Source organism: Scandinavium goeteborgense, from assembly GCF_003935895.2.
In the GTDB taxonomy this organism is placed as follows: domain Bacteria; phylum Pseudomonadota; class Gammaproteobacteria; order Enterobacterales; family Enterobacteriaceae; genus Scandinavium; species Scandinavium goeteborgense.
The window spans coordinates 1,841,730-1,868,083 of record NZ_CP054058.1; the positions used below are offsets into that span (position 1 = coordinate 1,841,730).

The 26,354-nt window shown below is 56.1% G+C and carries 23 protein-coding genes; 12 read left to right on the top strand and 11 right to left on the bottom strand.

Annotated elements, in window-relative coordinates; translation table 11 throughout:
• Window positions 1–30: 30 nt before the first annotated feature.
• Window positions 31–651, top strand: coding sequence for a membrane-bound lytic murein transglycosylase EmtA (emtA, locus tag A8O29_RS09595; protein ID WP_125352888.1), 621 nt, complete (start codon window positions 31–33; stop codon window positions 649–651).
• Here emtA and ycgR read toward each other — a convergent pair.
• A complete protein-coding gene (ycgR, locus tag A8O29_RS09600; protein ID WP_125352890.1) occupies window positions 648–1,379 on the bottom strand; it encodes a flagellar brake protein YcgR in 732 nt (243 codons plus the stop codon). The two genes, emtA and ycgR, sit on opposite strands and share 4 nt — an antisense overlap.
• 210 nt (window positions 1,380–1,589) lie before the next feature.
• On the opposite strand from ycgR, the gene A8O29_RS09605 reads away from it, so the two are divergent.
• On the top strand, window positions 1,590–1,844 hold the full coding sequence (locus A8O29_RS09605; protein ID WP_110512289.1) for a GlsB/YeaQ/YmgE family stress response membrane protein: 255 nt from the start codon (window positions 1,590–1,592) through the stop codon (window positions 1,842–1,844).
• A gap of 102 nt (window positions 1,845–1,946) precedes the next feature.
• Here A8O29_RS09605 and A8O29_RS09610 read toward each other — a convergent pair whose 3' ends face one another.
• Together A8O29_RS09610 and A8O29_RS09615 are read right to left on the bottom strand one after the other, a co-directional pair.
• Window positions 1,947–4,067: a TonB-dependent siderophore receptor gene (locus tag A8O29_RS09610; protein WP_125352891.1), complete on the bottom strand. Its 2,121-nt coding sequence runs from the start codon at window positions 4,065–4,067 to the stop codon at window positions 1,947–1,949.
• A 171-nt stretch (window positions 4,068–4,238) separates the two neighbouring features.
• On the bottom strand, window positions 4,239–5,960 hold the full coding sequence (locus tag A8O29_RS09615) for an alpha,alpha-trehalase (RefSeq protein ID WP_125352893.1): 1,722 nt from the start codon (window positions 5,958–5,960) through the stop codon (window positions 4,239–4,241).
• Between the two features lie 298 nt (window positions 5,961–6,258).
• On the opposite strand from A8O29_RS09615, the gene A8O29_RS09620 reads away from it, so the two are divergent.
• From A8O29_RS09620 to phnE (A8O29_RS09640), 5 genes are all read left to right on the top strand, one after another.
• Window positions 6,259–7,650, top strand: a complete 1,392-nt coding sequence (locus tag A8O29_RS09620) for a glycoside-pentoside-hexuronide (GPH):cation symporter (RefSeq protein ID WP_125352897.1) — start codon at window positions 6,259–6,261, stop codon at window positions 7,648–7,650.
• Between the two features lie 97 nt (window positions 7,651–7,747).
• Window positions 7,748–8,590 (top strand): phosphonate ABC transporter ATP-binding protein, encoded by an 843-nt coding sequence (gene phnC, locus A8O29_RS09625; protein ID WP_125352899.1) that lies wholly within the window; start codon window positions 7,748–7,750, stop codon window positions 8,588–8,590.
• 49 nt (window positions 8,591–8,639) lie between these two features.
• Window positions 8,640–9,578 (top strand): phosphonate ABC transporter substrate-binding protein, encoded by a 939-nt coding sequence (gene phnD / locus A8O29_RS09630; RefSeq protein ID WP_110512294.1) that lies wholly within the window; start codon window positions 8,640–8,642, stop codon window positions 9,576–9,578.
• A 58-nt stretch (window positions 9,579–9,636) separates the two neighbouring features.
• Complete coding sequence (gene phnE / locus A8O29_RS09635; RefSeq protein WP_373422903.1) at window positions 9,637–10,503, top strand: phosphonate ABC transporter, permease protein PhnE; 867 nt, start codon at window positions 9,637–9,639, stop codon at window positions 10,501–10,503.
• Window positions 10,500–11,387: a phosphonate ABC transporter, permease protein PhnE gene (gene phnE, locus A8O29_RS09640; RefSeq protein WP_125352902.1), complete on the top strand. Its 888-nt coding sequence runs from the start codon at window positions 10,500–10,502 to the stop codon at window positions 11,385–11,387. Before phnE (A8O29_RS09635) ends, phnE (A8O29_RS09640) begins: the two co-directional genes overlap by 4 nt.
• A 7-nt stretch (window positions 11,388–11,394) precedes the next feature.
• Here phnE (A8O29_RS09640) and A8O29_RS09645 read toward each other — a convergent pair whose 3' ends face one another.
• The gene (locus A8O29_RS09645; protein WP_174081289.1) at window positions 11,395–12,165 is read right to left on the bottom strand and encodes an IclR family transcriptional regulator; all 771 of its coding nucleotides are present in this window, start codon (window positions 12,163–12,165) and stop codon (window positions 11,395–11,397) included.
• Window positions 12,166–12,346: 181 nt separating this feature from the next.
• On the opposite strand from A8O29_RS09645, the gene A8O29_RS09650 reads away from it, so the two are divergent.
• The 3 genes from A8O29_RS09650 (at window position 12,347) to dbpA (ending at window position 16,558) form a co-directional block, all read left to right on the top strand.
• Window positions 12,347–13,954, top strand: a complete 1,608-nt coding sequence (locus tag A8O29_RS09650; protein WP_125352905.1) for an OPT/YSL family transporter — start codon at window positions 12,347–12,349, stop codon at window positions 13,952–13,954.
• A gap of 25 nt (window positions 13,955–13,979) precedes the next feature.
• Complete coding sequence (locus tag A8O29_RS09655) at window positions 13,980–15,032, top strand: S-methyl thiohydantoin desulfurase domain-containing protein (RefSeq protein WP_125352907.1); 1,053 nt, start codon at window positions 13,980–13,982, stop codon at window positions 15,030–15,032.
• A gap of 152 nt (window positions 15,033–15,184) precedes the next feature.
• On the top strand, window positions 15,185–16,558 hold the full coding sequence (gene dbpA / locus A8O29_RS09660; protein WP_125352978.1) for an ATP-dependent RNA helicase DbpA: 1,374 nt from the start codon (window positions 15,185–15,187) through the stop codon (window positions 16,556–16,558).
• A gap of 58 nt (window positions 16,559–16,616) precedes the next feature.
• Here the strand turns inward: dbpA and A8O29_RS09665 are convergent, their stop codons facing one another.
• From A8O29_RS09665 to A8O29_RS09675, 3 genes are read right to left on the bottom strand one after another with little or no spacing between them, the layout of a single operon-like run.
• Window positions 16,617–17,726 carry a mandelate racemase/muconate lactonizing enzyme family protein gene (locus A8O29_RS09665; protein WP_125352909.1) on the bottom strand — a complete coding sequence of 370 codons (1,110 nt, stop codon included), beginning with the start codon at window positions 17,724–17,726 and terminating at the stop codon, window positions 16,617–16,619.
• Window positions 17,727–17,737: 11 nt separating this feature from the next.
• On the bottom strand, window positions 17,738–18,595 hold the full coding sequence (locus A8O29_RS09670; protein ID WP_125352910.1) for a fumarylacetoacetate hydrolase family protein: 858 nt from the start codon (window positions 18,593–18,595) through the stop codon (window positions 17,738–17,740).
• A 26-nt stretch (window positions 18,596–18,621) separates the two neighbouring features.
• Window positions 18,622–19,347: an SDR family oxidoreductase gene (locus tag A8O29_RS09675; protein WP_125352912.1), complete on the bottom strand. Its 726-nt coding sequence runs from the start codon at window positions 19,345–19,347 to the stop codon at window positions 18,622–18,624.
• Between the two features lie 194 nt (window positions 19,348–19,541).
• Between A8O29_RS09675 and A8O29_RS09680 the strand changes: the two genes are divergently transcribed.
• Window positions 19,542–20,324 (top strand): IclR family transcriptional regulator, encoded by a 783-nt coding sequence (locus A8O29_RS09680; protein WP_125352914.1) that lies wholly within the window; start codon window positions 19,542–19,544, stop codon window positions 20,322–20,324.
• A 233-nt stretch (window positions 20,325–20,557) separates the two neighbouring features.
• Entirely contained in the window at window positions 20,558–21,889 is a 1,332-nt protein-coding gene (locus tag A8O29_RS09685; RefSeq protein WP_125352916.1) for an MFS transporter, read from the top strand.
• A gap of 131 nt (window positions 21,890–22,020) precedes the next feature.
• Here the strand turns inward: A8O29_RS09685 and A8O29_RS09690 are convergent, their stop codons facing one another.
• The 4 genes from A8O29_RS09690 to gap all read right to left on the bottom strand — a co-directional run bounded on the left by A8O29_RS09690 (window position 22,021) and on the right by gap (window position 26,279).
• Complete coding sequence (locus A8O29_RS09690) at window positions 22,021–23,394, bottom strand: serine/threonine protein kinase (protein ID WP_125352918.1); 1,374 nt, start codon at window positions 23,392–23,394, stop codon at window positions 22,021–22,023.
• Between the two features lie 31 nt (window positions 23,395–23,425).
• A complete protein-coding gene (locus A8O29_RS09695; protein ID WP_125352919.1) occupies window positions 23,426–24,376 on the bottom strand; it encodes a hypothetical protein in 951 nt (316 codons plus the stop codon).
• A gap of 58 nt (window positions 24,377–24,434) precedes the next feature.
• Entirely contained in the window at window positions 24,435–24,932 is a 498-nt protein-coding gene (locus A8O29_RS09700) for an SH3 domain-containing protein (RefSeq protein WP_125352921.1), read from the bottom strand.
• Between the two features lie 336 nt (window positions 24,933–25,268).
• Window positions 25,269–26,279 (bottom strand): type I glyceraldehyde-3-phosphate dehydrogenase, encoded by a 1,011-nt coding sequence (gene gap, locus A8O29_RS09705; RefSeq protein ID WP_159465434.1) that lies wholly within the window; start codon window positions 26,277–26,279, stop codon window positions 25,269–25,271.
• Window positions 26,280–26,354: the final 75 nt, after the last annotated feature.

The window sequence follows — 26,354 nt, forward strand, 5'->3', positions numbered from 1 at the left end:
GCAGCACACTTCAGTGAAAAGGATAGAAGCGTGAAATTGAGATGGTTTGTAGTTTTATTTGTCTTGCTTGCCGGATGTAGTTCAAAACCGAAAAACGATTACCGCAATCCACCGTACAACCCGACGGTACCCGTTCAGCGGGCGATGCAGTGGATGCCCATTAGCCAGAAGGCCGGTGCGGCGTGGGGACTCGACCCTAAATTCATCACCGCTATTATCGCGGTTGAATCAGGCGGTAACCCGAATGTGGTCAGTAAATCTGGCGCTGTGGGCCTGATGCAGCTCAAACCTTCCACCGCCGGGCGTGAAGTATACCGCTATATGGGCTGGAAGGGTGACCCGTCTGTCAGCGAGCTGAAAAACCCGGAACGTAACATCTCGATGGGCACCGCGTACTTCAGCATCCTTGAACACGGCGTGCTGGCGGGCATTGAGGACCCGGAAGTTATGCAGTATGCACTGGTCACCTCCTACGTTAACGGCGCGGGCGCGCTGCTGCGAACCTTCTCCTCGGACCGTAAAACGGCGATCAACAAGATTAACCGTATGGATAAGGATGAGTTCTTCGAGTATATCGTCGAGAATCACCCTTCATCACAAGCGCCGCGCTATATCTGGAAAGTACAGAAAGCCATGGACGCGATTAACTAACGTACTTTATTCGCGCGTTCGCGAGCCTCACGCTCCAGAGAGAAGATAATTCGCTGGAGCGTGCGCTCAATCGCCGGGCTGACGTTGAGAAAACGAAAGCTCAGGCGCGGCGTGCTGATCGTTTCATTTTTGCTGTCGACCACCTTACGCTCGCTCAGTGAAAGCAACTGCGCGTCGAAATGAAATTTCCCCCATTCCCCCATATCCAGCTCCATCTGTGGAAGCATCACCCCAGATTTCAGGGCCGCTGATGGCGCGCCTTCCAGCAATGCGCCCATGCCACCGAGTGACAAATCACACAAACGAAAACGCACTTCACTGTTATCGGGCAGTTTCGCCTTGCAGTAGTACACCGGATGCAGCGGGGCGGAAATGCGGAAAAACTCACGACGCTGAACAAACCACAGCGACGGCGGCACGGGCATCGTGAAGGCGGGCAAATCGAGGAACTGGCCGGGCGTTATCTTCGGCACCGTAAATTCAATTTTCGCCCCTTGCGTTTCGGCGGAGAGCGTAATGTTTTCCGCACGCTGAACGGCGCGGTTTTCATATTCCTGACTGCCGTAATCTACGATTAACGCCTGAGAAGAAATATCGAGAATGCGGGTAATAAATTGCGACGTACCCCACGAGACAAGCAAAGGGACGTGGTCGCGGTGCAAATCACGAAGAACGTTTAACACTGCCAGAGGATTTTGTTTAAGGAATTGTTCATTGTAATGACTCACGCCAGGGTGCTCCTTATCGACAGAGATTCGATAAACTATCGGCAGCGCCAAACAGAACTTAATACAAACGGGTGAAAATTTTTAAACGGATAAAATTTTTAGTCGATTCCCTTCTTTTTGGGAATGTTTACCTATACTTAAGTGAACCAAAGCGCACAATAGTCGCGTTTAAAGTGTGGTTATTTTTGTTTATTTTGGAGGGTGGTTAAAATGGGTATTCTGACCTGGATTATTTTTGGACTGATTGCGGGCATTATTGCGAAACTGATTATGCCGGGTCGTGACGGCGGCGGTTTTATTCTCACCTGTATTCTGGGGATCGTCGGTGCCGTAGTGGGCGGCTGGCTGGCTACCATGTTTGGTATCGGCAGCGTGTCCGGCTTTAATATGCACAGCTTCCTGGTGGCGGTTGTGGGTGCCATTGTGGTGCTGCTGGTATTCAGATTAGTACGTCGCAACGCATAAATATGACTGCCCGGCGGCGCACGCTTGCCGGGCCTACTTTTAAACGGTAGGCCCGGTCAGCGAAGCGCCACCGGGCGTTTTTATAACTTTTCTAACGACGCATCAGAAATCATATCCGACGGTGGCAATCACTGAACGCTCAGCACCCCAGTAGCAGTTATTGGTGCCGTAGCAGCCGGAAACATACTCTCTGTCAGTCAGGTTATTCGCATTGACCTGCAAATACGCGCCTTTCAGGGTCGATGTCCACGCGCCCAGATCCGCACGGATCATCGCATCCAGCAGCGTCGTCGACGGCAGACGTTCGGTATTCGCGTCATCGGCCCACTGTTTGCCGATATAACGCACACCCGCGCCCGCGCTAATCCCGTAATCAAACTTATAGTGTGCCCAGAATGAGGCCATCTGATCCGGCGTCAGCTGCGGCGTATTGTCGTCGGTGCCGTCTTTGGTATCAGCAAAGCGCAGACGGTTCCAGGTGTAGCCCGCGATGGTGCTCAGACGCGGCGTCAGCTGATTGCGCGCTTCCAGTTCAACACCCTGAGAATGCACTTTCCCGGCGGGCAGGAAGGTGGCGGTGGCGATATTGGTATCACGCGTGGCCACGTCTTTCTGCGTCAGGTCATACATCGCGATGCTGTACATATCCGCCGTGCCCGGTGGCTGGAATTTCAGCCCGGCTTCGTACTGCTCGGCGGTGGTCGGCTTCAGCAACTGACCGTCCGGGCCTGCCAGCATGGCAGGGGTAATCGCCTGGCTGTAGCTGATGTACGGCGACAGACCGTTTTCAAAGGCGTACAGCAAGGACGCGCGGCTGCTGATGTGGTCATCGGAACGACGCGAAGAGGTACCAAATGTATCGCTCACCTGCTCGGAAACAATGCGGTCATAGCGCGCGGAAAGATCTGCATGCCAGCGGTTCCACACCATTTCATCCTGCAAATACAGGCCAGCCTGGTAATAGCGGCGATTGTTATAGTCGCTGTAGGTCAGGGTATGTCCGTTCTGCGCGGTATAGCCGCTCCACGGATCGAGCGGAGACGCGCCGCCTGCACGGCTCCACAGGTCGTTGCGGAAGCGGTGATATTCGCCACCCAGCACCACGGTGTGTGACACGTCGCCAGTATTGAAATCCGCTTTAATGCGGTTATCGGTCGACCAGCCGTCTAGGGAACCGGTTGAACCGCTGTAGCCACGGGCCAGCATATCGCTGTCGTCCACCCAACCCACCTGATAAACCTGGTCGAGGTTCACATCGGAATGGGTATAGCTGCCGCTTGAATACACGGACCAAATATCATTGAACTGGTGATTGAATTCGTAGCTGTAAATCTGCTCGCGGCGCTGATAGCCGTCGCTCGGGTCGCCTTCGTTGGTGTGGTTGCTGAGCTTGCGACCGTTGTGTTCATAGCGAGTGCCGTCCAGCGGCAGCGAGCCGTGATAGCCGCCCGATGGATCTTTTTGCAGATACGCGCGCAGCAACAGGCTGGTGTCAGTATCCGGCTGCCACAGCAGCGACGGGGAAATGGCGTAACGTTCTTCGCGGGTGTTGTCGACCTGGGTATCGGTGTTCCGGGTGATGCCCACCACGCGATACGCCCATTGATCGTTAATCGCGTCGGTGTAATCGAACGCCGCGCCTTTCGTGCCCTGGGTGCCGCCGAACGCCTGAATGTGGCCTTCGGAGGTAAACTGTGGACGCTTGGAGGTCAGGTTCACCAGTCCGCCGGGTACGCTTTGGCCGTACAGCGCGGAAGAGGGGCCTTTGATCACATCAATACGGTCGAGGAACCACGGGTCAACCTGAATGACGTTGTGGCTGCCGCCATCGCTCATCAGGCGCATGCCGTCGAGGAAGATGTTGTCCACGTCGCCGCCGTGGTAGCCACGAAGGGAAATGGCGTCGAAGCGCGTCGCCGACCCGCCAAAGGTGCTGTACACGCCCGGCGTATAGCTCAGCGCCTGGCTGACGTTGGTCGCGCCCTGATCTTCCATCTGCTGACGGGTCACTACGGACACCGACTGGGCGGTGGTGATCAGCGGCTGATCGGTTTTGGTGGCACCGGTTGAGGATTTAACCGTATAGCCTTGGGTCGGCGCGGTCGCGGATTCAGCCGGTTGAGCGGTAACCACCACCGTTTCTTCGGCGAAAGAGGAGCAGGGGAACGCCAGCGCCAGAGCGCAAAGAGCTGACGAACGTTTGAGGCGCAGTGTGTTATTCATCGCATAATCCTAAGAAACCCGGCCTGGCACTCCTGTGCGCCACCGTGTCAAAACGTGCGAAAATGTCATTTTTCGTAAAAAAGAATGCGAATTATTATTGTTTGCGTTTGTGAGGTCAAGCAAAGGACAGAGCAGACCTGCTACCATTTCTGGTAGCAGGCTGAAGTAGGGTTATTGCGATGTTGTCGCAGGGGCAGGTTCGGGAGTGTTTGTTGCGGCAGGCGTACTGGCCGCAGGATTCGGACGTGTTTTGGGCACGTTGTCGCACGGTTTTTCTTTCGGGCAAATCAAATCGAGCATTTTCAGCGTCACGCCGTTACTCCAGCCGAAACCGTCCTGCAGGGGATATTCGCCTCCGCCGCCGCCCGTACCGGTGGAGGTGATGTCATATTTCTCCACCAGTTTTTGCTGGCTGTCGTAGGTGTGCTGCACGTTGGTCAGGAATCGCCAGGAAACGTCCATCGCGATTTTATCCTTGCCGTAGTTTTGCAGCCCTTCGGTGGCGACCCATTGCAGCGGTGCCCAGCCGTTCGGGGAATCCCACTGCTGACCGCTGTTGATGGTGGTGGTCGCAATCCCGCCTGCTTTCAGCAGCCGCGATTCCGTTGCCGTCGCCATTTTCGCCGCTCTGTCGTTCGAAGCCGCATTAACGTACAGCGGGAACAGCGCGGCGGCGGTCAGCTGATTACGCACCTTGTGCGTTTTCAGATCGTAATCCGCGTACCAGCCCTCTTTGTCGTTCCACAGATAATGCTCCATCGCCTTCTGACGGTCGTTTGCCAGCGTATCGTAGCGGGTGGCTTTGGCATCATCGCCCGCAGCTTTACTGGCGCTGGCGATAATTTTTTCCATCTTAAACATCAGGGCGTTAAGGTCGACCGGCACAATGCTGGTGGTCCGAATAGTGCTGAGCTTTTGCGGGTCATCCATCCAGCGTGAACTGAAATCCCAACCTGACGCGGCGGCAGATCGCAGGTCACGGTAAATTTCCGTCGCCGGACGATTCGGATTGCTTTTGGCGGTATTCACATCGTCAAGCCACGATTCCGGGCGCGGCGTGTCTTTATCATCCCAATAACGGTTGAGCAGCGCGCCGTCAGTGAGTTTGACCACGCGTTTATTGGCCTCGCCGTTTTGCAGCGCGTCCTGACCGTCCATCCAGTAGGCGTGCTCTTTTTCCATCTGCGGCAGGTATTTTTTCAGCGCGTCGCTGTCATGTTTCGCCAACAGTTCAACCATCAACGAGAAGAACGGCGGCTGCGAGCGGCTCAGATAATAGGTTCGGTTGCCGTTAGGAATATGGCCCCAGGTGTCAATTTCATAAGCGAAGTTGGCGACCATATCTTCGATTTTGTCCCAGTGGCCGCTCTCCGCCAGACCCAGCATGGTGAAATAGCTATCCCAGTAATACACTTCGCGGAAACGCCCGCCGGGCACGACATAAGGTTTCGGCAGCGGCAGCAGGGAATCCCACTTCGCGGCGCTGTCAGTGGTACGCGTCAGCACCGGCCACAGGCCGTCGATATGCTCACGCAGGCTCTGGCCCGCAGGCGGCACGTACTTGTCCTTTTCCTGCGGCAGAGAGAAATTCACTTGCACGAAATGGCGCAGGTCAAAGCTCGACTGATTGCGCTGCATCCGGTAGTCCGCCAGGATCATCAACGGATCGCTCTTAGGCACCGCATCGGCAAAGGTTTTCTGATCCGGGAACAGCTTCGCGCTCTGCACATCATTAAACAGCGGACCCAATAAAATATCCGGCGGCTGCGGTGTGGCGGCGAGAGCGTCATCAGCCTGAGCCGACGTCAGACTCAGTGAGAGCAGGGCACCCCCGAGGGCGAGTTGTAAGGCGAGGGAAAGCGTATCAGGGCGGCGCAAAGCGGGTTTTCTCATCGTTGATTCTCCTTTTAGTTGCGCAAATTCCGCTGTTTACAACCATAGACGAATATCAGCTCCGGCGCGTGTCGGGGTTAACATTTTGCGCCTTTCCAGACAATTTCCCGTTCCGAGGTTGTGTGAGCAATAAAACAAAAAAATCGAGAATATATCTCCTTGATCCCTCTGAGATCACATAAAGCAAAAAACATAAGAAACTAGCAAAAAAACATAATGGACCGCCTTTCACCGGCTGTGCAAAAAATAACGCCACATAAGAAACCGGTTACACAGTTTAATACTGAAGGGGAGTGCTATTGTGGCAGGAGTAAAGTTATCTGTCAGAGAAAAAGTCGGCTATAGCCTTGGTGATGCCGCCAGTCATATCGTTTTTGATTCATCGGTCGCTATTCTCGCCTGGTATTATACCGATATTTACGGATTACCTCCGGCGGTAATGGGCACCATGTTTTTACTGGTTCGCATATTAGATGCGATTACCGATCCGATAATGGGGGCCATTGCGGATGCGACCGCCACCCGCTGGGGACGGTTCCGCCCGTGGCTGTTGGCTATCTGTATCCCATTCGCCGTGAGCTGTGTGCTGGTTTATTCTATTCCCAGTTTCTCAGACAGCGGAAAGGTCGTCTATGCCGTTGCGGCATATATATTTATGACACTGATGTACACCGCCATTAATATTCCCTATTGCTCATTAGGCGCGGCGTTGACCACTGATCCACAGGAAAGTCTGTCCCTGCAATCCTGGCGTTTTGCGATTACCCCAATTGGGGGCGCATTAGGCACCGCGTTAATTTTACCGCTGGCGGATTATCTTTATCCGGCTGACAGGGCAACCGGGGTTCAGGTCGCCATGGCGATATTTGGCGTCATTGGCTGTCTGATGTTTATCGTCTGTTTCTTTACCACCAAAGAGCGTGTTCAACCGATTAAAGAAGAAAACCTGAATATTGCCCGGGATGTTAAAATTCTATTCCGTAACGATCAGTGGCGGATATTGTCGGTGTATAACTTCACAATGCTGGTGGCGGTGGTTATTCGCGGCGGGGCAGTGGTTTATTTCGTGAATAGCGTGCTGCGCGAAGGGGCGGATATCATCAGCTGGTTTATGCTCGGTGGCATGTTTGCCTCGATGTTTGGCTCTGTGCTGGCCAAACCGTTTGGCACCCGTTTCTGCAAAGTGAAACTCTCGTTCTGGATAAACCTCATCAATGCGGCATTGGGCGTGGTGTGCTTCATGTTGCCGATGAATTACTGGGTAATTCCGCTTTTCGCGCATGTCCTGATCCAGCTGGTGCAGGGCGGGAATGCGGCCATTCAGTGGTCAATGATCACTGACGCCAACAACTACGGTGAATGGAAAACCCAACGTCGTATTACCGGCATGAACGTGGCGGCCAATATCTTTGTCATCAAGCTGGGCGTCGCAGTCGGTGGGGCAATTCTCGGTTGGGTGCTGGCGTATTATGGCTATGCGTCAAGCAGCCGTGTGCAGTCGGCCGAAGCCCTGTACGGCATCGTGTTACTGTTCTCGGTTATCCCGTCGGTGTTCTATCTGTTGACCGCCATCGCCATTAGATATTACGGCCTGACTGAAGCCCGGATGAATGCGATTGTGACTGACCTGAATCACGGCGTGTTTGCCGAATCGGAAGCGGCGCGGGAAACCTCTTCTGTCGCGCCTTAAGTCGTGATGTTCATCTGTTTATCGTTTTTCTGTCATTAAAGCGTAATGCGCAGCGTTGTTAATAACCCACGGCGAAAACAAGCAACGTGGAACTCTTATGAACAACGCTCGCGCACTCTTTTCCCTGAACGATTATCCGCTTCAACCGCAGATTCTTCACGCCCCACAGCGCAAAGTGCTGAGCGTGAAAAACTTATGCAAGTCGTACAACGCCCAGCAAAAGGTGCTGAACGACATCAATTTTGACCTGCATGCGGGTGAAATGGTCGGGATCGTCGGGCGTTCGGGAGCGGGGAAATCCACGCTGCTGCACGTGCTCAACGGCACTCACTCCGCCACCTCTGGCGAACTGCTCAGCTACCCGGAAGTCGGTCTCCCGCATGATGTCTCCGGCATCAGCGGACGCGCGCTCAATGCGTGGCGCAGCGAATGCGGCATGATTTTCCAGGACTTCTGCCTGGTCCCGCGTCTCGACGTGCTGACCAACGTTTTGCTCGGTCGACTGAGCCAGACTTCAACCTTCAAATCCCTGTTCAAAGTGTTCTCGGACGATGACCGCGCTCGCGCCATCGCGCTGCTCGAATGGATGAACATGTTGCCTCATGCGCTACAGCGTGCAGAAAACCTCTCCGGCGGGCAGATGCAGCGCGTGGCGATTTGCCGGGCGCTTATCCAGAATCCCTCGATTCTGCTGGCCGACGAGCCGGTGGCCTCGCTCGACCCGAAAAACACCCAGCGCATCATGACGGTCCTGCGTGAAGTCAGCGAGCAGGGCATCAGCGTGATGGTCAACCTGCACTCAATTGAGCTGGTGAAAAATTACTGCACCCGCGTGATAGGCATCGCGCAGGGGCAAATCGTGTTTGACGGACATCCAGATGACTTAAGCCCGGATGTCCTGCAAGAACTATATGGCGACGAAATCAGCCAATTACATTGAGTTTTAGTAATCACTTCACAGCGACTTCAACATTAAACGGGCGATATGAATGAATAAGCACATGACAAGCGCATTACGTTTTTCCGCGATGATGGCAGGGCTGCTGGTGGCATGGCAGGCCACGGCGGAACAACCGAAAGAGCTGAATCTGGGGATTCTGGGCGGTCAAAACGCCACCCAACAGATTGGCGATAACCAGTGCGTGAAGGATTTTCTCGACAAGGAACTGAGCGTCGACACCAAGCTGCGTAACTCTTCTGACTACTCTGGCGTGATTCAGGGTCTGCTCGGCGGCAAAGTCGACGTGGTGCTGAGCATGTCGCCGTCGTCGTATGCGTCGGTGTACATCAATAATCCGAAAGCGGTGGATATTGTCGGCATCGCGGTGGATGACAAAGATCAGTCGCGCGGCTACCACTCGGTGGTTATCGTCAAAGCCGACAGCCCGTACAAAACCCTCGACGATCTGAAAGGCAAATCTTTCGGCATGGCGGACCCGGATTCGACCTCCGGCTTCCTGATCCCGAACCAGGCGTTCAAGAAGAAATTCGGCGGCACCACCGATAACAAGTACAACAACTTCTTCTCCAGCGTCACCTTCTCCGGCGGCCACGAGCAGGACATTCTCGGCGTGCTGAACGGTCAGTTTGCAGGTGCGGTGACCTGGGCGTCGATGGTCGGTGACTATAACGACGGTTACTCCGCCGGGGCGTTCAACCGCCTGATCCGCATGGATCACCCGGACCTGATGAAAGACATTCGCATCATCTGGCAGTCGCCGCTGATCCCGAACGGTCCCATCCTGGTGAGCAACAGCCTGCCGCCAGAATTCAAAACCAAAGTGGTCGATGCGGTGAAGAAACTGGATAAAGAAGATCACGCATGCTTTATCAAAGCGATGGGCGGCACCCAGCACATCGGCCCGGCGACCGTGGCGGATTTCCAGCAGATTATTGACATGAAACGCGAACTGGTTAACGCCCGTTAATCAGACCTTTTCACTCCCCCGCGCAGCCAGCGGGGGAGAGTCCATTCCGCGAGTGAACATGCAGAATACTGAATTTGAACGTTACTACCAGCAGGTGAAAATGCGCCAGACGCGTGACACGTTCACCTGGTCGGCGCTGCTGCTGGTGCTCTACATCGCGGCGGGACAAGCCGCCGAGTTTAATCTTCTCACCATCTGGCACTCGCTGCCGAACTTCCTCGATTACATGATCGAAACCGTGCCGACGCTACACGGCGGAGTGCTGTTCGGCGATGTGCACACCAAAGGATCGCTGGCCTACTGGGGCTACCGTTTGCCGATTCAGCTGCCACTGATCTGGGAAACGCTCCAGCTGGCGCTGGCTTCCACGCTGGTGGCGGTGGCGATAGCGACGATCCTCGCGTTTCTGGCGGCGCGTAATGCCTGGGCACCGGCGGGTTTGCGCTTTGGCATTCGCGCGCTGGTGGCATTTTTGCGCACCATGCCGGAGCTGGCGTGGGCGGTGATTTTTGTCATGGCCTTTGGGATTGGCGCAATTCCGGGTTTTCTGGCGCTGACGCTGCACACCATCGGCAGCCTGACCAAGCTGTTCTACGAGGCGATCGAAAGTGCGCAGGATAAACCGGTGCGCGGCCTGACGGCCTGTGGTGCCTCGCCGATACAGCGGATGCGTTTCGCGCTGTGGCCGCAGGTCAAACCGATATTTCTTTCATACGGTTTCATGCGTCTTGAAATTAACTTCCGTTCGTCGACCATTCTTGGGTTGGTCGGCGCGGGCGGGATTGGTCAGGAGCTGATGACCAACATCAAACTCGACCGCTACGACCAGGTGAGCATGACGCTGCTGCTGATTGTCATCGTGGTTTCGCTGCTGGATACGCTGTCTGGCCGCCTGCGTCAGCGAGTGCTGGAGGGGAAAAAATGATAAACGGGCAAGCGGTGACCGATACCGAACATTATCGCGAAGCGCATCCGGCGCTGTTTCGCTCCCAGCGTCGATATCTGCGCCATCTGGCGATTGTGGCGCTGGCGGTCGGGCTGTATTACGTTTGGTTCTTCATCCAGTTTGGTATCAGCTACGAACAGTTGACCACCGGGATGCAGCAGCTTGGGCGCTACTTCTTCCGTATGTTCGTCTGGCATGATTTTCTTAACTGGCCGTTTGGCTACTACTTCCGCCAGATTGGCATCACGCTGGCGATCGTCTTTTCCGGCACCATTACCGCCACGGTGATTGCCCTGCTGCTGTCGTTCCTCGCGGCGCGGAACGTTATGCGTGGCCCGGTGACGCGGTTTGTGGCGATGTTTATGCGTCGGCTGTTTGATCTGCTGCGCGGGATCGACATGGCAATCTGGGGTCTGATATTTGTGCGTGCCGTCGGCCTTGGTCCGCTCGCCGGGGTGCTGGCGATCATCATGCAGGATACTGGCTTGCTCGGGCGGTTATACGCCGAAGGGCACGAGGCGGTAGAACGTTCGCCAGGCCGTGGTCTGACGGCGGTGGGCGCCAACGGGCTGCAAAAACACCGCTTCGGTATCTTCACCCAATCGTTCCCGACGTTCCTCGCCTTGAGCCTCTATCAGCTGGAATCCAACACCCGCTCGGCGGCGGTATTGGGCTTCGTCGGCGCGGGCGGCATCGGTCTTATTTACGCTGAAAACATGCGCCTGTGGAACTGGGACGTGGTGATGTTTATCACCCTGCTGCTGGTGGCGGTGGTGATGACCATGGATGCGCTGTCGTCGTGGCTGCGTCGCCGTTATATCACCGGGGCAACGGTGCCACTGTTTAAGCAGATCAAACAATAAGGCCCTTTCAATCCGCCGTTTTAAACGCCAGCCAGAATGGATCGCCCACCCGTTTTCCGACCTGGCTGGCGGCATCTCTTACTGCTATCCCCAGTTGGGCCACCAGGCTGTCGTTGAGTTCATCCCGCGGAATGGCGAGGCCGAAGCCATAACCTTGCCCGGTGGCGGGATCGACGACCGCCGCTGAAATCCCGGCCGTATCCGAAATGTACTCCCCCCGCGATAGCGACCATCCGTTCGATTTAATCTCTTCAATGCGTGCAGACAATTCGCTCAGCGAACGGGGGGCGTGGCCTCTGGCATCGTTAAAATGGTCCGGCAAAATAGCCAATAACTCGCTGCTTTTAAGCCCGGCCATGAGTGCACGGCCTGCGGCGCTGGACCACGCCGGGGCGCGGCTGCCAGGAGGCGTGTAAACCTGAAGCGACCGGGAGCCGGTACGCATATGGATAACCAGCGCGTCGGCGTTATCCAGCACATTGATATAACCGGTATAACCCGACTGCCGTACCAGGCCCGCCAACGACTCCTCGAGCAGGGAAGAGGTCGAGTGTGCGGCCCGAAACTGCCATGAGGCCTCCATTACCACATGCCCGGGTCGGTAGGCTCGGGTCATCACGTCGCGTTCAAGAAAGCCATATTCCGCCATCATGCTCAGGGTTCTTGAGACAGAACTTTTGGGCAAATTCAGCTCGGTAGCGACATCCGTCACCGTTACATCGCGCTGCAAACGGGCAATTAGCAGTAAGACATCTCGCGCGTTGGCAAGTGTGCTCATTCTTTCATCCTTAAAGGCGGGCAGTATCAACCGACATTCATGGTGCCCTGCGCTTGACAATTTAACAAGAGGGCAACATATTGGTGTTCTAAATATTACAACATAGTTCCATATTATGGAACAAATGCAAAAACAACAACAAGAACAACGCCTGGCGATGTTCACTTGCAGGAGCCGCATCATGACCCACTCATCCTCCTCGATTGAGGAGCCCGTAGGCGTGGAAGATCCTCCCTATACGCATCCTAAAGCCCTCGCACCCGCGAATTTTCTGCTGGTCAGTCTGTTAAGCCTCATCGGGGCGATGATTGGTATTCAGATGTTGGCAAGTCTGGGGATCACGCCCAGTACCTCACTGATTGGCGCGCTCGCAGCCATGGCGCTGTCGCGGATCCCACTCCCGGGTTTTCGCGGTTTCCGCTCGATACACGCGCAAAACCTGGCGCAAACCAGTATTTCATCAGCGACCTTTGGCGCTGCAAACAGCCTGTTTCTGCCGATAGGCATCCCCTGGTTATTTGGGCTTCCAGAAATGGTCACGCCGATGCTGATCGGCGTCAGCCTGGCGATGCTGCTGGATGCCTGGCTGTTGTACCGGATGTTTGATACGCCGGTGTTTCCTGCCAGTCACCCGTGGCCGCCGGGAGTCGCCGCGGCTGAAGCGATCAAAGCAGGGGATAAGGGCGGGAAACAGGCCTGGACGCTGCTGGGCGGGCTCTGCACCGGGGCTATCGGGGCACTGCTGCATCTCCCGATGTCGGCGTTTGGCGTGGCGTTGATTGGCGGTTTCGCGGCCATGGCCGCATTTGGTGTGGGTTTGTTGGTTCGCGGTTACGCGCAGATCCTGACCGGAATTGATATCAACGCGCTGTATTTGCCGCACGGGATGATGATCGGTGCTGGGTTAATGGCGCTGTTACAGGTTTCTCGGATTATTTTCCGTCAGGGCGGACGCCGAACGGAGCACCGAAATGACGGGCGTCTCGGGCAGGCATTCCGCGTCGGTGGCCTGGGCTATCTGGCGATCATGCTGCTGCTAACGCTGGGTACCGGCCTGTATAGCCACATGTCGCCGCTGATGCTGGTGTGCTTCGTGTTGTATGGCGCTTTTGTTGCCTTCGTCCATGAAATTATCGTCGGCATTGCCGCCATGCACTCGGGCTGGTTTCCTGCTTTTGCGGTGGCGCTGATCACCTTGCTGATCGGCATGCTGCTCGGTTTTCCCCCGGAAGCACTGGTGGTGCTTTCCGGCTTTTCTACGGCAACGGGGCCGGCCTTTGCGGACATGGGCTTCGATTTGAAAGCCGGTTATCTGTTGCGGAAAGGGGAAAATGCGTCGCCCGAATTTGAACTGCAGGGCCGCCGCGAACAGCTTATTGCGGGCATGATCGGATTTGTCGCTGCCATTATCGTGGTCGCGGTCAGTCATCGCTTCTATTTTTCGGCCCACCAGTTTGCCCCGATTAATGCGGCCTATGTCGCCGCCATCAAAGCCGGGATCTCTGCCGATGCGGCAAAAAATCTGGCGCTATGGGCGATTCCTGGCGCACTGCTTCAGCTGGTCGGTGGGGCTAAGCGGCAGCTCGGCGTGCTGTTTGCCACAGGGTTATTGATCAGCAGTCCCGCGGCGGGCTGGATGGTTGCCGCAGGCGTGGTATTCCGCATCGTGGTTTCCCGTCTCGCGGGCACCCGATTGCGCGAACAGATTGAAGTCTTCGCCGGGGGCGTGATTGCCGGCGATGCACTCCTGAATTTCTTTAGCGGCGCGATCGGCGCATTACGTAAATAACCTTTTCAGCACAGGGAACAGAACCATGAAACGTAAACTGACCACAGATGATATCCAGGCGGCTATTTGGGGCGGGGCCATTCTCGGCGGTGGCGGCGGTGGGCTGCTGGCAGCGGGTGAAAAAGCCGCGCAGCTGGCGCTCAGCGTGGGCGATGTCAATTTGTGGAGTGCGGATGAGTTTGCCGCCGACGATTTGACCGCTACGGTGGCGCTGGTGGGGGCGCCGGCCGCGCCCAACCCTTGCCTGAAACCGGCTCATCTCATGCGCAGCATTGAATTACTGCGTAATGCGCTTCCATCAGGGCAAACTCTGGTGGCACTCAATACCAATGAAAACGGCGCAGAAGCTACGGTCAATGGTTGGTTCCATGCGGCGATGTGTGGCCTGCCGCTGATTGACCTCGCCTGCAATGGGCGCGCACATCCCACCGGAACCATGGGATCACTGGGGCTGCACGCCGACGCGAATTTCCGCTCGTATCAGGCGTGGGCGGGTGGTGCGGCGGAGCGCTACGTGGAAGGGGTATCGCAAGGCGGGCTGGAGCAAGTGGCTGGCATTGTCCGTCGCGCGTCCGTCGAAGCGGGCGGAATGGTCGCCGTAGCCCGTAACCCTGTCCCCGTGAGTTATGCCTGTCAGCACGGTGCCCCCGGGGCGATTAGCCAGGCCATCCGCGTGGGACGTGCCTGGCTGGATCACGGCGTAGATGGCGTGCTGTCGCTGCTGCAAGGGCGCGAAGTGGCACGCGGGACGGTTTCCCGCTATCAGTGCGAGCAGCAAGGGGGGCTGGATGTAGGCTTCATAACCCTCGATGATGGGATGGAAACCACGCTGCGCTTTATTAATGAATACATGCTGATTGAGCAAAACGATCAGCTCGGCGCGCGTTTCCCAGATTTGCTGATGACCTTCGATGGTCAGGGCAAGCCGGTTGTTTCTGCGCATGTGCGTGAAGGCATGGCCCTCCAGGTGGTCCGCATTCCGGCTGACCAACTGCTGCTGTCGCGCACGATGTTTATGCCAGAGCTGTATCGCCCGCTTGAAGCCCTGCTCAACTGCGAGTTCGCCCCCGTCAGCTAATTCAGCTTATCCGCGCAGAAGAGATTACCCCCGGGCGGGGAGCTGTCATTTCCCGCCCGAAAAACTCCCGCCGTGACCCTCAGCAATGGTATGATTACGCCCCTGTACGTCAGCCACAGGCTGATACCGATATCTTTACCGGAATAATGACCGTGACCTCTTTTGCTGAATTAAACGCGCTTCCTGCAGAACAACTCGAGAACCTCAATGAGCTGGGCTATCTGAACATGACCCCGGTGCAGGCGGCGGCGTTACCGGCCATTCTTGCGGGGAAAGACGTCCGCGCTCAGGCGAAAACCGGCAGCGGCAAAACGGCAGCGTTTGGTCTGGGTGTGCTGCAACACATTGATGCCAGCCAGTTTATTACTCAGTCGCTGGTGCTGTGCCCCACGCGCGAGCTGGCTGACCAGGTCGCCAAAGAGCTGCGTCGTCTGGCACGCTACATGCCGAATATCAAAGTGTTGACCCTGTGCGGCGGCCTGCCGTTCAGCGTTCAGCGCGACTCCCTGATCCATGCCCCACATATCATTGTGGCGACGCCTGGCCGTCTGCTCGATCACCTGAAAAAAGAGACTGTCAGCCTCGAAGCCCTGCAAACGCTGGTGCTGGATGAAGCTGACCGTATGCTGGATATGGGCTTCGCCGAGGCTATCGACGAAGTCATCAGCCACGCGCCGGCCAAACGCCAGACGCTGCTGTTCTCCGCCACTTGGCCGAGCGCGATTGCCGCCATCAGTACCCGTATTCAGCACGAGCCGCTGACGGTGGAAATTGGCACCGTCGACGAACTGCCCGCCGTTGAACAACAGTTCTATGAAGTGTCACGCAACGGCAAAATCAGCCTGCTGCAAAAGCTGCTGAGCAAACATCAGCCAGCGTCCTGCGTGGTGTTCTGTAACACCAAAAAAGATTGCCAGGCGGTGTGCGACGCATTAAGCGAAAGCAACCAAAGCGTGCTGGCCCTGCATGGCGACATGGAACAGCGCGACCGCGATCAGACGCTGGTGCGTTTTGCCAACGGCAGCAGCCGTGTGCTGGTGGCGACTGACGTTGCCGCTCGCGGGCTGGACATCAAAGCGCTGGAAATGGTGATTAACTTCGAGCTGGCGTGGGACCCGGAAGTGCATGTGCACCGCATCGGTCGTACCGCGCGCGCCGGGCAGAGCGGGCTGGCGATCAGCTTCTGTGCGCCGGATGAAGGCCAGCGTGCCGCCGCGCTGGAAGAGATGCTGAACATGAAGGTGCACTGGCAGCAGGCACCGACCAGCGTCACCATCACCCCGCTGGAAGCCACCATGGCGACGTTGTGCATCGATGGCGGTAAAAAAGCCAAAATGCGTCCGGGCGATATTCTTGGGGCGTTGACCGGTGATATGGGCCTCGACGGTGCAGATATCGGCAAAATCGATATTCACCCAATCCACGCGTTTGTCGCAGTGAAACAGAGTGTGGCCCGCCATGCCTGGAAACAGCTCCAACAGGGCAAAATTAAAGGCAAATCGGTGAAGGTGCGGTTGTTTAAGTAACCGCCTGCCAGTGAAAAAACCACGCTTCGGCGTGGTTTTTTTAACCCTGTCTTCGGGGTCAGCGAGTCAGACGTTGATAACTGCCTGGCAGCGTGTGGCGCTCAAGGGCGCGAAGATCCCAGTCAATACCCAGCCCTGGGGAGGACGGCGGTAACCCATAACCGTTTTCCACTTGCATCGGCTGATGGGTCAGCGTATCAAGCTGAGGAATATATTCCAGCCAGCGGGCGTTTGGTACTGCTGCACACAGCGAAACGTGGAGTTCCATCAGGAAATGCGGACAAACCACGATATTAAAACACTCAGCCAAATGCGCGACTTTCAGCCAGGGCGTAATGCCGCCGATGCGCGCCACGTCGACCTGCACCACAGAGCAGGCATTCTGCTGCAGATACTCGCGGAAGTGCAGGGCGCTGTAGATACTCTCCCCGACGGCGATGGGCACGCTGGTCTGCTGGCTCAGGCGAATATGCCCCTGTAAATCGTCGGCGGGGAGGGGTTCTTCCAGCCAGCCGATATCAAGTTCTTCATAATGATGCGCCCGACGAATGGCTTCATCGACCCGGAAGGCCTGATTGGCATCGGTGAAAATCTCGAAATTATCGCCCACCGCCTCGCGTACGGCGCGAAGACGAGACATATCGTCTTTAATCGACAGGCCGACTTTCATTTTAGTGGCGGCAAAGCCGTTTGCCTGACATTCCAGCGCATTTTCAACCAGTTCACTGGTAGATAAATTGAGCCAGCCGCCTTCGGTGTTATAAAGCGGGATACGCGACTGTGCACCGCCAGCGGCGATCCACAGCGGTTGATTGCTCCGTTTGCAGCGCAGATCCCACAGCGCGGTATCGATAGTTGCCAGCGCCAGCGAGGTTATCGCCCCGACAGAGGTGGCATGGGTCAGAAAAAGCAATTCGCGCCAGCGCTGTTCAATCGCGTCTGCCTCTTTGCCGAGAAGGGCGGGTGCCAGCGTTTTCTCCAGCAGTGACAGAACTGCAGGGCCGCCGGTGCCGATGGTATAGCTGTAACCCAGCCCTTGCGCGCCGTCGGAATCGGTAATACGGACAAACGGTGTTTCCTGGCACACAAACGCCTGGATAGCATCTTCACGCCGAACTTTTGGCTCCAGCATCACCATAAAGACTTCAACTGATGTAATGACTGCCATGACAGATTTCCTTACTGTGTTGAGCCAGATTCGGCGCGGGTCAGCTGCTGCTGTTCACCCAGCCCTTCAATGCCAAGACGCAGGGTCTGGCCGGGCTTCAGATACACGGGAGGCGTCTGCCCCATGCCAACGCCGGGCGGCGTACCGGTTGAAATAATGTCGCCGGGATACAGCGTCATAAATTGTGAAATGTAGGCAATTAGGTAGCGCACGCCATACACCATGGTTGCCGTGGAACCTTGCTGATAGCGATGACCGTCCACCTCAAGCCACATGTTGAGATTTTGCGGGTCGGGGATTTCATCTTGCGTCACCAGCCACGGACCGGTTGGGCCGAAGGTGTCGCAGCTTTTGCCTTTTACCCACTGACCCTGGCGTTCAATCTGAAATGCGCGTTCGGACAAATCGTTGATCACGCAGTAACCGGCGATATGTTCCATGGCCTCGGCCTCGCTGACGTATTTTGCCTTTTTCCCAATGACGACCCCCAGCTCCACTTCCCAGTCCGTTTTCTGTGAACCGCGCGGGATCTCCACCTCGTCGTTTGGTCCAACGATAGCGTGAGGGGATTTCATAAACAGAATGGGTTCGGGAGGAACCACGGCATTGGTTTCTGCCGCGTGATCGGAATAGTTCAGGCCAACACAGATAAACTTGCGGCTGCCGCCGACGCAGGAACCGAGGCGCGGATTACCTTCCACCAACGGCAGTTCATCCGGTGAAAGCGAGGCCAGACGGGCAAGCATTTCGGGTGACAGCGTATCGGCACTGATGTCGTCAATCCACGCGGAAAGGTCACGAATGTTTCCCTGACCGTCGAGAAGTCCGGGACGTTCCTGACCCGGCTGACCAAAGCGAAGTAAGCGCATAACAGGCTCCTTTGAGCATGAAAATCTCAGGCAGACCAGCCGCCATCGATATTATGAATGTGTCCGGTGGTGAAAGTGGCATTGCTGAGATACAGCACCAGATCGGCGATTTCGTCCGGTTTGCCAATGCGTCCCATCGGCTGGCGGCGAATGAAGTCAGCGCGCGCCGCATCGTAATCACCGGTATCGCTGAGACGCTGCTGGAGTGACGGCGTTTCAACCGTGCCTGGGCAGATGGCGTTGCAGCGAACGCCCTGGGTGATGTAGTCCGCCGCAACTGATTTTGTCAGACCAATGACCGCCGCTTTACTGACGCTGTACGCACAGCGGTTCGGCACGCTTTTCACGCTCGAGGCCACCGAAGACATATTGATAATGCAGCCGTCACGACGCGCTAACATTCCCGGCAGAACCGCCTGAATCAGGTGAACCTGCGACATCACATTAAGCTGCCAGGCCTGATTTAAGTGTTCATCGCTGACGGTCAGTACATCGCCGCTATGAACAATTCCCGCGCAGTTGAACAGCACATCAATAGCGGTTTGTCTGGCGATGAAATCGTGAATTTCTGCCGCATTGGTCACGTCGAGACGTGCGGTGCGGATGTTATCTACCCACGACAGCGCTTCCAGTTTTTCTTCATTGATATCGGTGGCAATCACCTTAAATCCGGCTTTTGCCATCCTGAGGGCGGTGGTGTGGCCAATACCTTGCGCGGCGGCAGTGATCAAAACGGTCTTCTGCTGCGTCATGTTTTTCTCCGGTGGTCAGCAAGCGGTTTGTTAATACACTGTAAACACATGGCTGTTTAATTCAAATATGAATTTATAATTTATATATGCGCGTCACATTTCATCTTGCGCACCTTTCATGGCAAATGCCGCAGAAGTGCTAAGATGTCACGACGAAAAACAACGTGTTACTAACGCACAGGCATGAGGAAGGTATGGCGGAAAACAAGCCTGAAGTGGAATCGGCCGAGGATCGCTATCGCGCACCGGCGCTGGACAAAGGTCTGGATATTCTTGAGAAGCTGGCAGAACTGGAAGAAGGGCTTTCGCAGGCAGAAATCGCCGCTGCGTTAGAACGCAAGCCCAATGAAATTTACCGCATGCTCGACAGACTGGTGAAGCGCGGTTATGTGGTGCGCACCAGCGTCGATCAGTACCAGCTTTCCCTGAAGCTGTTCGAGCTAGCGCATCGTCAGTCCCCGATGCGGCGACTGGTGGCTCAGTCAATTCCTCATCTGCGCACTTTCGCCGAAGCGGCCCAGCAGGGCTGTCACATTGCGTTGTATGAACGCGGCGGGCTGACGGCCATCGCCCAGGTCGATGCCCCGGGATACTGGGGTTTTGGTATTCGGGTTGGGGCACGTTTCGCGGTGAGAGATTCCAGCTCGGGGCATGTCCTGTTGGCGTTTGCTTCCCCACAGGATCAGCAATTTATGCTGCAACAGAGCGAACAATCGGATGGCACTCTCAGCGAGGCGATGGTTAACAAGCTGGCCGAAATCCGCGAGCAGGGGTATGAAATTATGCCGAGTCAGCAGGTCGAAGGCGTGTACAACATCGCCGTACCCTTGTTAAACAGCGGTGGACAGGCCATAGCGGCACTGGCGTGCCCGTGGGTTAAGCATCTGGATCATATGAACAATCCTTCCTGTGATGCGGTACTTCAACTGCTGTTCACCACCGCAGAAAACATTCGTAGCGGCGGCGTAGATGCGTAGTCTGCGCTGAGGCTCTCTCCTAAGCGGCTACTCTGGCCGCTTATTTTTTCTCCTGATTTTGCGAAGCAGCTCCCTCTTTGTTGATGCGGAAGGGGTTCGAATGTGATCTTCATATATAAATCTAAAATTTACTTTTGAATAATCACTCAACTGCAAATACATTTCAATAACACAAAGAGAACACAACAATAACGTAATGCTTGGCAACATCTGCCTCTGTACAGGAGAAGACCATGCAGCAAAAACCAACACCAGGGTTAAGAAAGGCTGTTACGGCGTCAGTCGTCGGAACCATCATTGAGTGGTTCGACTACGCGTTGTACGGCGCCGCCGCAGGATTAATCATAAATAAAATCTTCTTCCCCGATCTTTCGGCGGTTGCTGGCGTGCTGGCAGCCTTTGCCACATTCGCAGTAGGCTTTTTTGTTCGTCCGCTGGGTGGCATGGTCATTTCCCATATCGGTGATCGCTATGGGCGTAAGCCTGCGCTGGTGTTTTCCATTACCTTAATGGGCATCGGGACGGTGGCTATTGGATTGCTGCCTGGCTACCAGGAGATAGGACTGATGGCGCCTGTGCTGCTGGTTGTCATGCGTATGGCGCAGGGATTTGGTGCCGGAGCAGAATATGCCGGGGCGCTGACGCTGCTGTATGAATACTCGCCGAAGCATCTGCGTGGGTTTTATACCGCGCTGCTGCAATCAGCCACGGTGATTGGGATTATCTTTGCCAGTCTGGCTTTCTGGGGCGTGTCCTTGATGCCTGCGGATATGATGATCAGCTGGGGCTGGCGTGTGCCGTTTATTTCGTCGGCGGTGCTGTTCGTGATCGCCATATACATCCGCCGTCATCTGGATGAAACGCCGGAATATGTTCAGGCCATGAAACAGGCGGAGCAGGAGAAGAAAGCGCATAAGCTGCCATTGAAAGTGGTCCTGACCCGCTATCCACGTGAGTTGTTCTGGAGCTTCCTGATGATGTCGGGTCACAACGCCAACGTCTATATTCTGAGTGCCTTCAGCATCAGTTACATGACCAACACCTTGCATCTACCGAAAACTACCGCACTGAGCGCGCTGTTTATTTCGGCCTGGTGTGCGGTTATCAGTGCGCCCATCATGGGCTGGCTGGCGGATAAATATAATCCGGCTAAGATTTATGCCGCTGCCGCGCTGTTTACCGTGGTCTATGCTTTCCCGTTATTCATGTTTATCGACAGTGGCAATTTGCTGATTATCACTCTCGGCATGTCGGTGGCGTTTATCATCAGCTACGGCGCCATGGCCGGACCGCAAGGGCTTCTGCTGGCCCGGGTCTTCCCGACGCAATACCGTTATTCCGGAATAAGTGTGGCGCGTGAAATGAACGGAATGCTGGTGGCCGGACCGACACCACTGATCAGCGCCTTCCTGGTTGAAATGGCTGGCGGGAAACCAACCTACGTGGCGGTGTTCCTCGGGGTATGCTGCGCATTGAGCGCATTTGCCGTCTACAAGCTGGTGTCGATGCAATCGGCAAAACAGGCACAATCGGCGACGTCATCGCGGAACGTGGTCGAAGGGTAATCCGGGCAATATTCGTCGCGCCTTGCCCGCGCAGACCGTTTATCCGCCGTAAGGCATTCCAATAACGTTTCGATTTTATGAATTTTGTAGGCCCGGCAAGCTTGCGCCGCCGGGCGTTGCAAAGGAAGGGGTTACGCCTGCGGGTTTAACAACCAGGTACCGGGCTTATCGACGGTGATACTGACGCTGCGGGACTGTTTGGCGTTACGCAACGTAATCACGTACTGGCCGGACGAAAGCTGTACCGAGGCATAGCCATTCACCGGGTTCGGCGTTTTCTGCGCCTTACCGTTCACTTCCAGCTCGTCACCTTCATCCACACGAATATACACCCGGGCGAGCGCGGTACCGGCGGCGACCGGTTTTGCCGTAGATTCAGCGGTCACGGTGCCCGTCATTGGCGCTTTAGAGGCGACTTCCGTCGACCCGTGTTGTCCAAACAGCAGCCCGCCGGCAATCAAACCAACGACGACGCCACCGGCAATCTGCAACGGCGTGCGGAACGATTTCCACCACGGATGCGCGGCGGTGTCGGCCTCCGGCTCCTGGTCAATCGCCATCAGCATCGAGCCGGTCTGGCTCTCTGCGGGCAAGGTGTGAGTCTCATTCAGGCTAATGCCCGCCAGCGCGGCAAATTCGGCGATGGTCTGCGGACGGTCTTCCGGGCGCAGCGCCAGAGTGCTGTCGATAGCCTGTAACAGCTCAGGCGAATAACCTTCCGGGCGACTTTCCGTCAGCGGAACGCAGTTGTCCTGAATGCTGCGCGTGACGCTGGCAGGTGGCCGATTGCCGGTGACCAGCGTGTACAGAATCGCACCCAACGAATAAATATCGGTCCACGGCCCGGACGGGTTATCAACATCGTCAGAATACTGTTCCAGCGGCGTAAAGCCCGGATGCAGCAGGGTTTTATTCACTTCGCCACTTTCCGCCCCGCTCTGGCGCAGAGCGCCAAATTCCAGCAGCAGCGGCAGGCCGTTGTCCTGAATCAGAATGCTGTTCAGCGACAAGCGGCAGTGGATAAAGCCTTTCTCATGCAGCGCGGCGAGCGCCCCGCAGAGCATTGGCAGTATCTGGCGGATCCACGCTTCATTAATGCGTTCCGGATGATGCTGGAAAAGTTCGGCCAGCGTCATGCCGCTGTACACCGGGGTCGCGGCATAGGCGGTTTCGTTGTAGGTCCAGAAACGCAGAATTTGCACCACGTTCGGGTGATTCAGCCGCGCAAGCTGACGCGCTTCCTGAATAAACCCGTCGAGACCGACACTAAACGCCGACTGGTCCAGCTTGCTGCGCGGCACCAGGCGCTGCGTTTCACTGCGAACCGTCAGGGTACGCGGCAGAAATTCGCGAATGGCGACCTGGCGTTCAAGCTGATGATCGAGGGCGCGATAAACGATGTTGTCGTTACTGGCGTCAATGACATCCTGAATTTCAAACTCATCAAAACGATAACCGGACGGCAAAGCGTCGGGCGGGCGCTGTGTGTAATCGTTATCTGTCATGCTACGGATCTCTGCTCAAAAAGTGACAAGATCAATTCTGTGTGCGCCATGCACCGACCGCCGGGTCGCGCAGCTGCGTTTGCAGGGAGTCAATCAACAGCAGGGTGACCGGGCTATCAGGCGCCAGCCAGCTGGCCCAGGCTTTGCGCACCTGATTGAGCTGTTTTTGCAGATTGGCTTCGTCCATCGCCATTTCGCGCGGCACTTTGACCGCAATGGTGCCGCTGGCCGCCCACGCGTTAAGCTCAGGTTTGTACGGCAGGATCATCCAGCTTTGCGGTGCCTGTTCGTTGCTGACCACCATGCGCTCGTTGTTCAGCGTGGTGATCAGCAGGTTATCGGCATCAATACCGTCACGCAGGCCGCTCACCGGGAAACCGTGCACGAAGGTCATCGGCAGACGTTTTTCGCCCGCGCTACCGCTCTGAATAACTTCACTGCGACCGCTTAACCAACCGCCTTTTTCGCACTGACCTTCAGGAATAAACAGCGCAGAAGCCCCCGCGTTAGCGGCCCAGAAGGTGCGCAGGCGACAGCCATCTTGCAGGGTAAACTCCTGCCACGGCGTGCGATCTGCCGGGGCCGATTTATCCTCAGTTTGCGTCGCGGTGACTGGACCGTCGGCCATCACCGGAGTGACTTTCACATCCCAGTCGCTTGCGCGGTCGGCGGTACCAAAGGCCAGTGTCGCGCCCTGTGGATCTTCGAGTCGCCAGTGTACGCGTTGCAGGGTGGAGCACTGGCTTTCCAGCAGCGTACCGAGACGCGGCATAAAGCCGGTCAGGATCGACGGGGATTTATCGCCGTTGGCGACAATGCGCAGCGGAAGCTCTTTCGCACACCAGCTCTGCGGCGAATTGCTCTTGATGTTATCAATCCAGATATCCAGCTTCTGCGAAGGAGACTGTACAAAACGGTAGTTCTCTGCCCATACGGTCGAAGATGCCAGCAGCAACGCCACACCTGAAAGCCAGAGTTTCATAGATTTCCTTTATGCGTCTCAAAAACGGGTAAACCCAAGCGAGGGAACAGGATAAAGATTAGTTAATTATCCAGGTTCCGCTGTTCGCGTTCTGACATGCCTTGCTGTTGCTGTCCACGTTGACGCAGGTGGCTTTTTTATTGCTCGACTTGCGGGCGCGTGGGCGGTCTTTTTTCAGGGTCTGCGCATACAGCTCGCTTTTGACCAGCGCGCGCGGCGGCACGTAGCCAATCAGTTCCGGTTGGTCTTCTTCGGCAATCGCCAGCCAGTTGTTCTGGACGCTGCCGAGTACGGTATAGGTTTTACCGTTTTCCAGCTCACTCAGCACCTTACCGCCAAAATCAGGGGTATTCATGACCGAACCGGCGTACAGCGCGCGATAGCTGGCATTAACCGGCGTGAATTCGGTCGGGACGGCAACGATATAACGGTGGGTAAGCGTGACGCCATTGACCTGACTTGTGACCATCGTGTCGTCGGTCATCGTTGGTGCAGGGGCTTTACAGCCGACCAGCACGGTCACTATCAACAGTGGCAAGAGGTTTCGCAATTTCATTCTGACGTTCCCTGCAAATCGGGGTTAGGCCCAATGGTCAGATGCTGCATGCGGAGCAGGGATGACTCATGGCGTAGACCACGCACAGAGATAGTCACCGAGCAAACAACATCCTGACCCGGGATTCCACTAAATAATTAACAAGTGTTTAGCACGGATTGTCTGATTTTACATAGCCTGTTTAACAATACAATGCTGATTACACGGATATTTTTAGCACATCGGATTGATTTATAAGCATAGGCACGCGTTAGCAGCGAATTTTGTGGGGATCGTGTGAGGGGGGAAAGGGGCCGGATTTGACCCCCGGTTGCCCGGGAGTCGTGATGATGCCGATTAACGTTCCTGCTGCGCCATCAGCAGCGCGAGGTCGACTAAGCGATTGGAGAAGCCCCATTCGTTGTCATACCAGGCGAGGATTTTCACCATATTGCCACCAATCACCAGTGTCGACAGGCCATCAATAATCGACGAGCGCGGGTCGCCCTGGTAATCGCTGGAGACTAACGGCTCATCGCTGTAGCCGAGAATGCCTTTCAGCGGTCCGGATGCCGCGGCCTGACGGAACGCCTCATTCACTTCTTCCGCGGTAACGTCACGCTCGAGGGTGACGGTCAGGTCGACAATCGACACCACCGGAACCGGGACACGCAGCGAATAGCCGGTCAAACGCCCGTCAAGCTCAGGGATAACTTTGCCGAGCGCTTTTGCCGCGCCGCTGGAGTAGGGCACGATGGACAGCGCCGCGGCGCGCGCCCCGCGCAGGTCTTTCTCCGGCTGGTCGTGCAGAACCTGGCTGTTGGTGTAGGCGTGGGTGGTGTTCATCAGGCCATGCTGAATGCCGAAATGCTGGTGCAACACCTGCGCCGCCGGGGCGAGGCCGTTGGTAGTGCAGCTGCCGTTACTCACCACGCTGTGTTTTTGCGGATCGTACAGCTGATGGTTGACGCCCATTACCACCGTTAAGTCGTCATTCTTACCCGGCGCGGAAATGATGACGCGCTTCGCGCCGCCGCTGTGGATGTGCACCGCCGCTTTTTCACGATCGGTGAAGAAACCGGTGGCTTCAATCACGATATCCACCTCAACGTCACGCCACGGAATGTTTGCCGGGTCGCGTTCGCTGAACACGGTTATCGTCTGGCCATCGACCCGCAGACCGCCCTCGACGGCTTCAACGCTGGCGGAGAACGTGCCGAGCAGCGAATCGTATTTCAACAAATGCGCCAGCGTTTTGCTGTCCGTTAAATCATTGATCGCCACAATCTGTAAATTGGGGTTGCCGAACGCCGCGCGTAAAACGTTGCGACCAATCCTGCCGAAACCATTAATACCGACCTTAACCATGATCAACTCCTTCTTTGTTGTCTATGGTCTCACTGTAGGCGGGCAAGGTTTTGGCGTAAACGACAAAAAAGGATC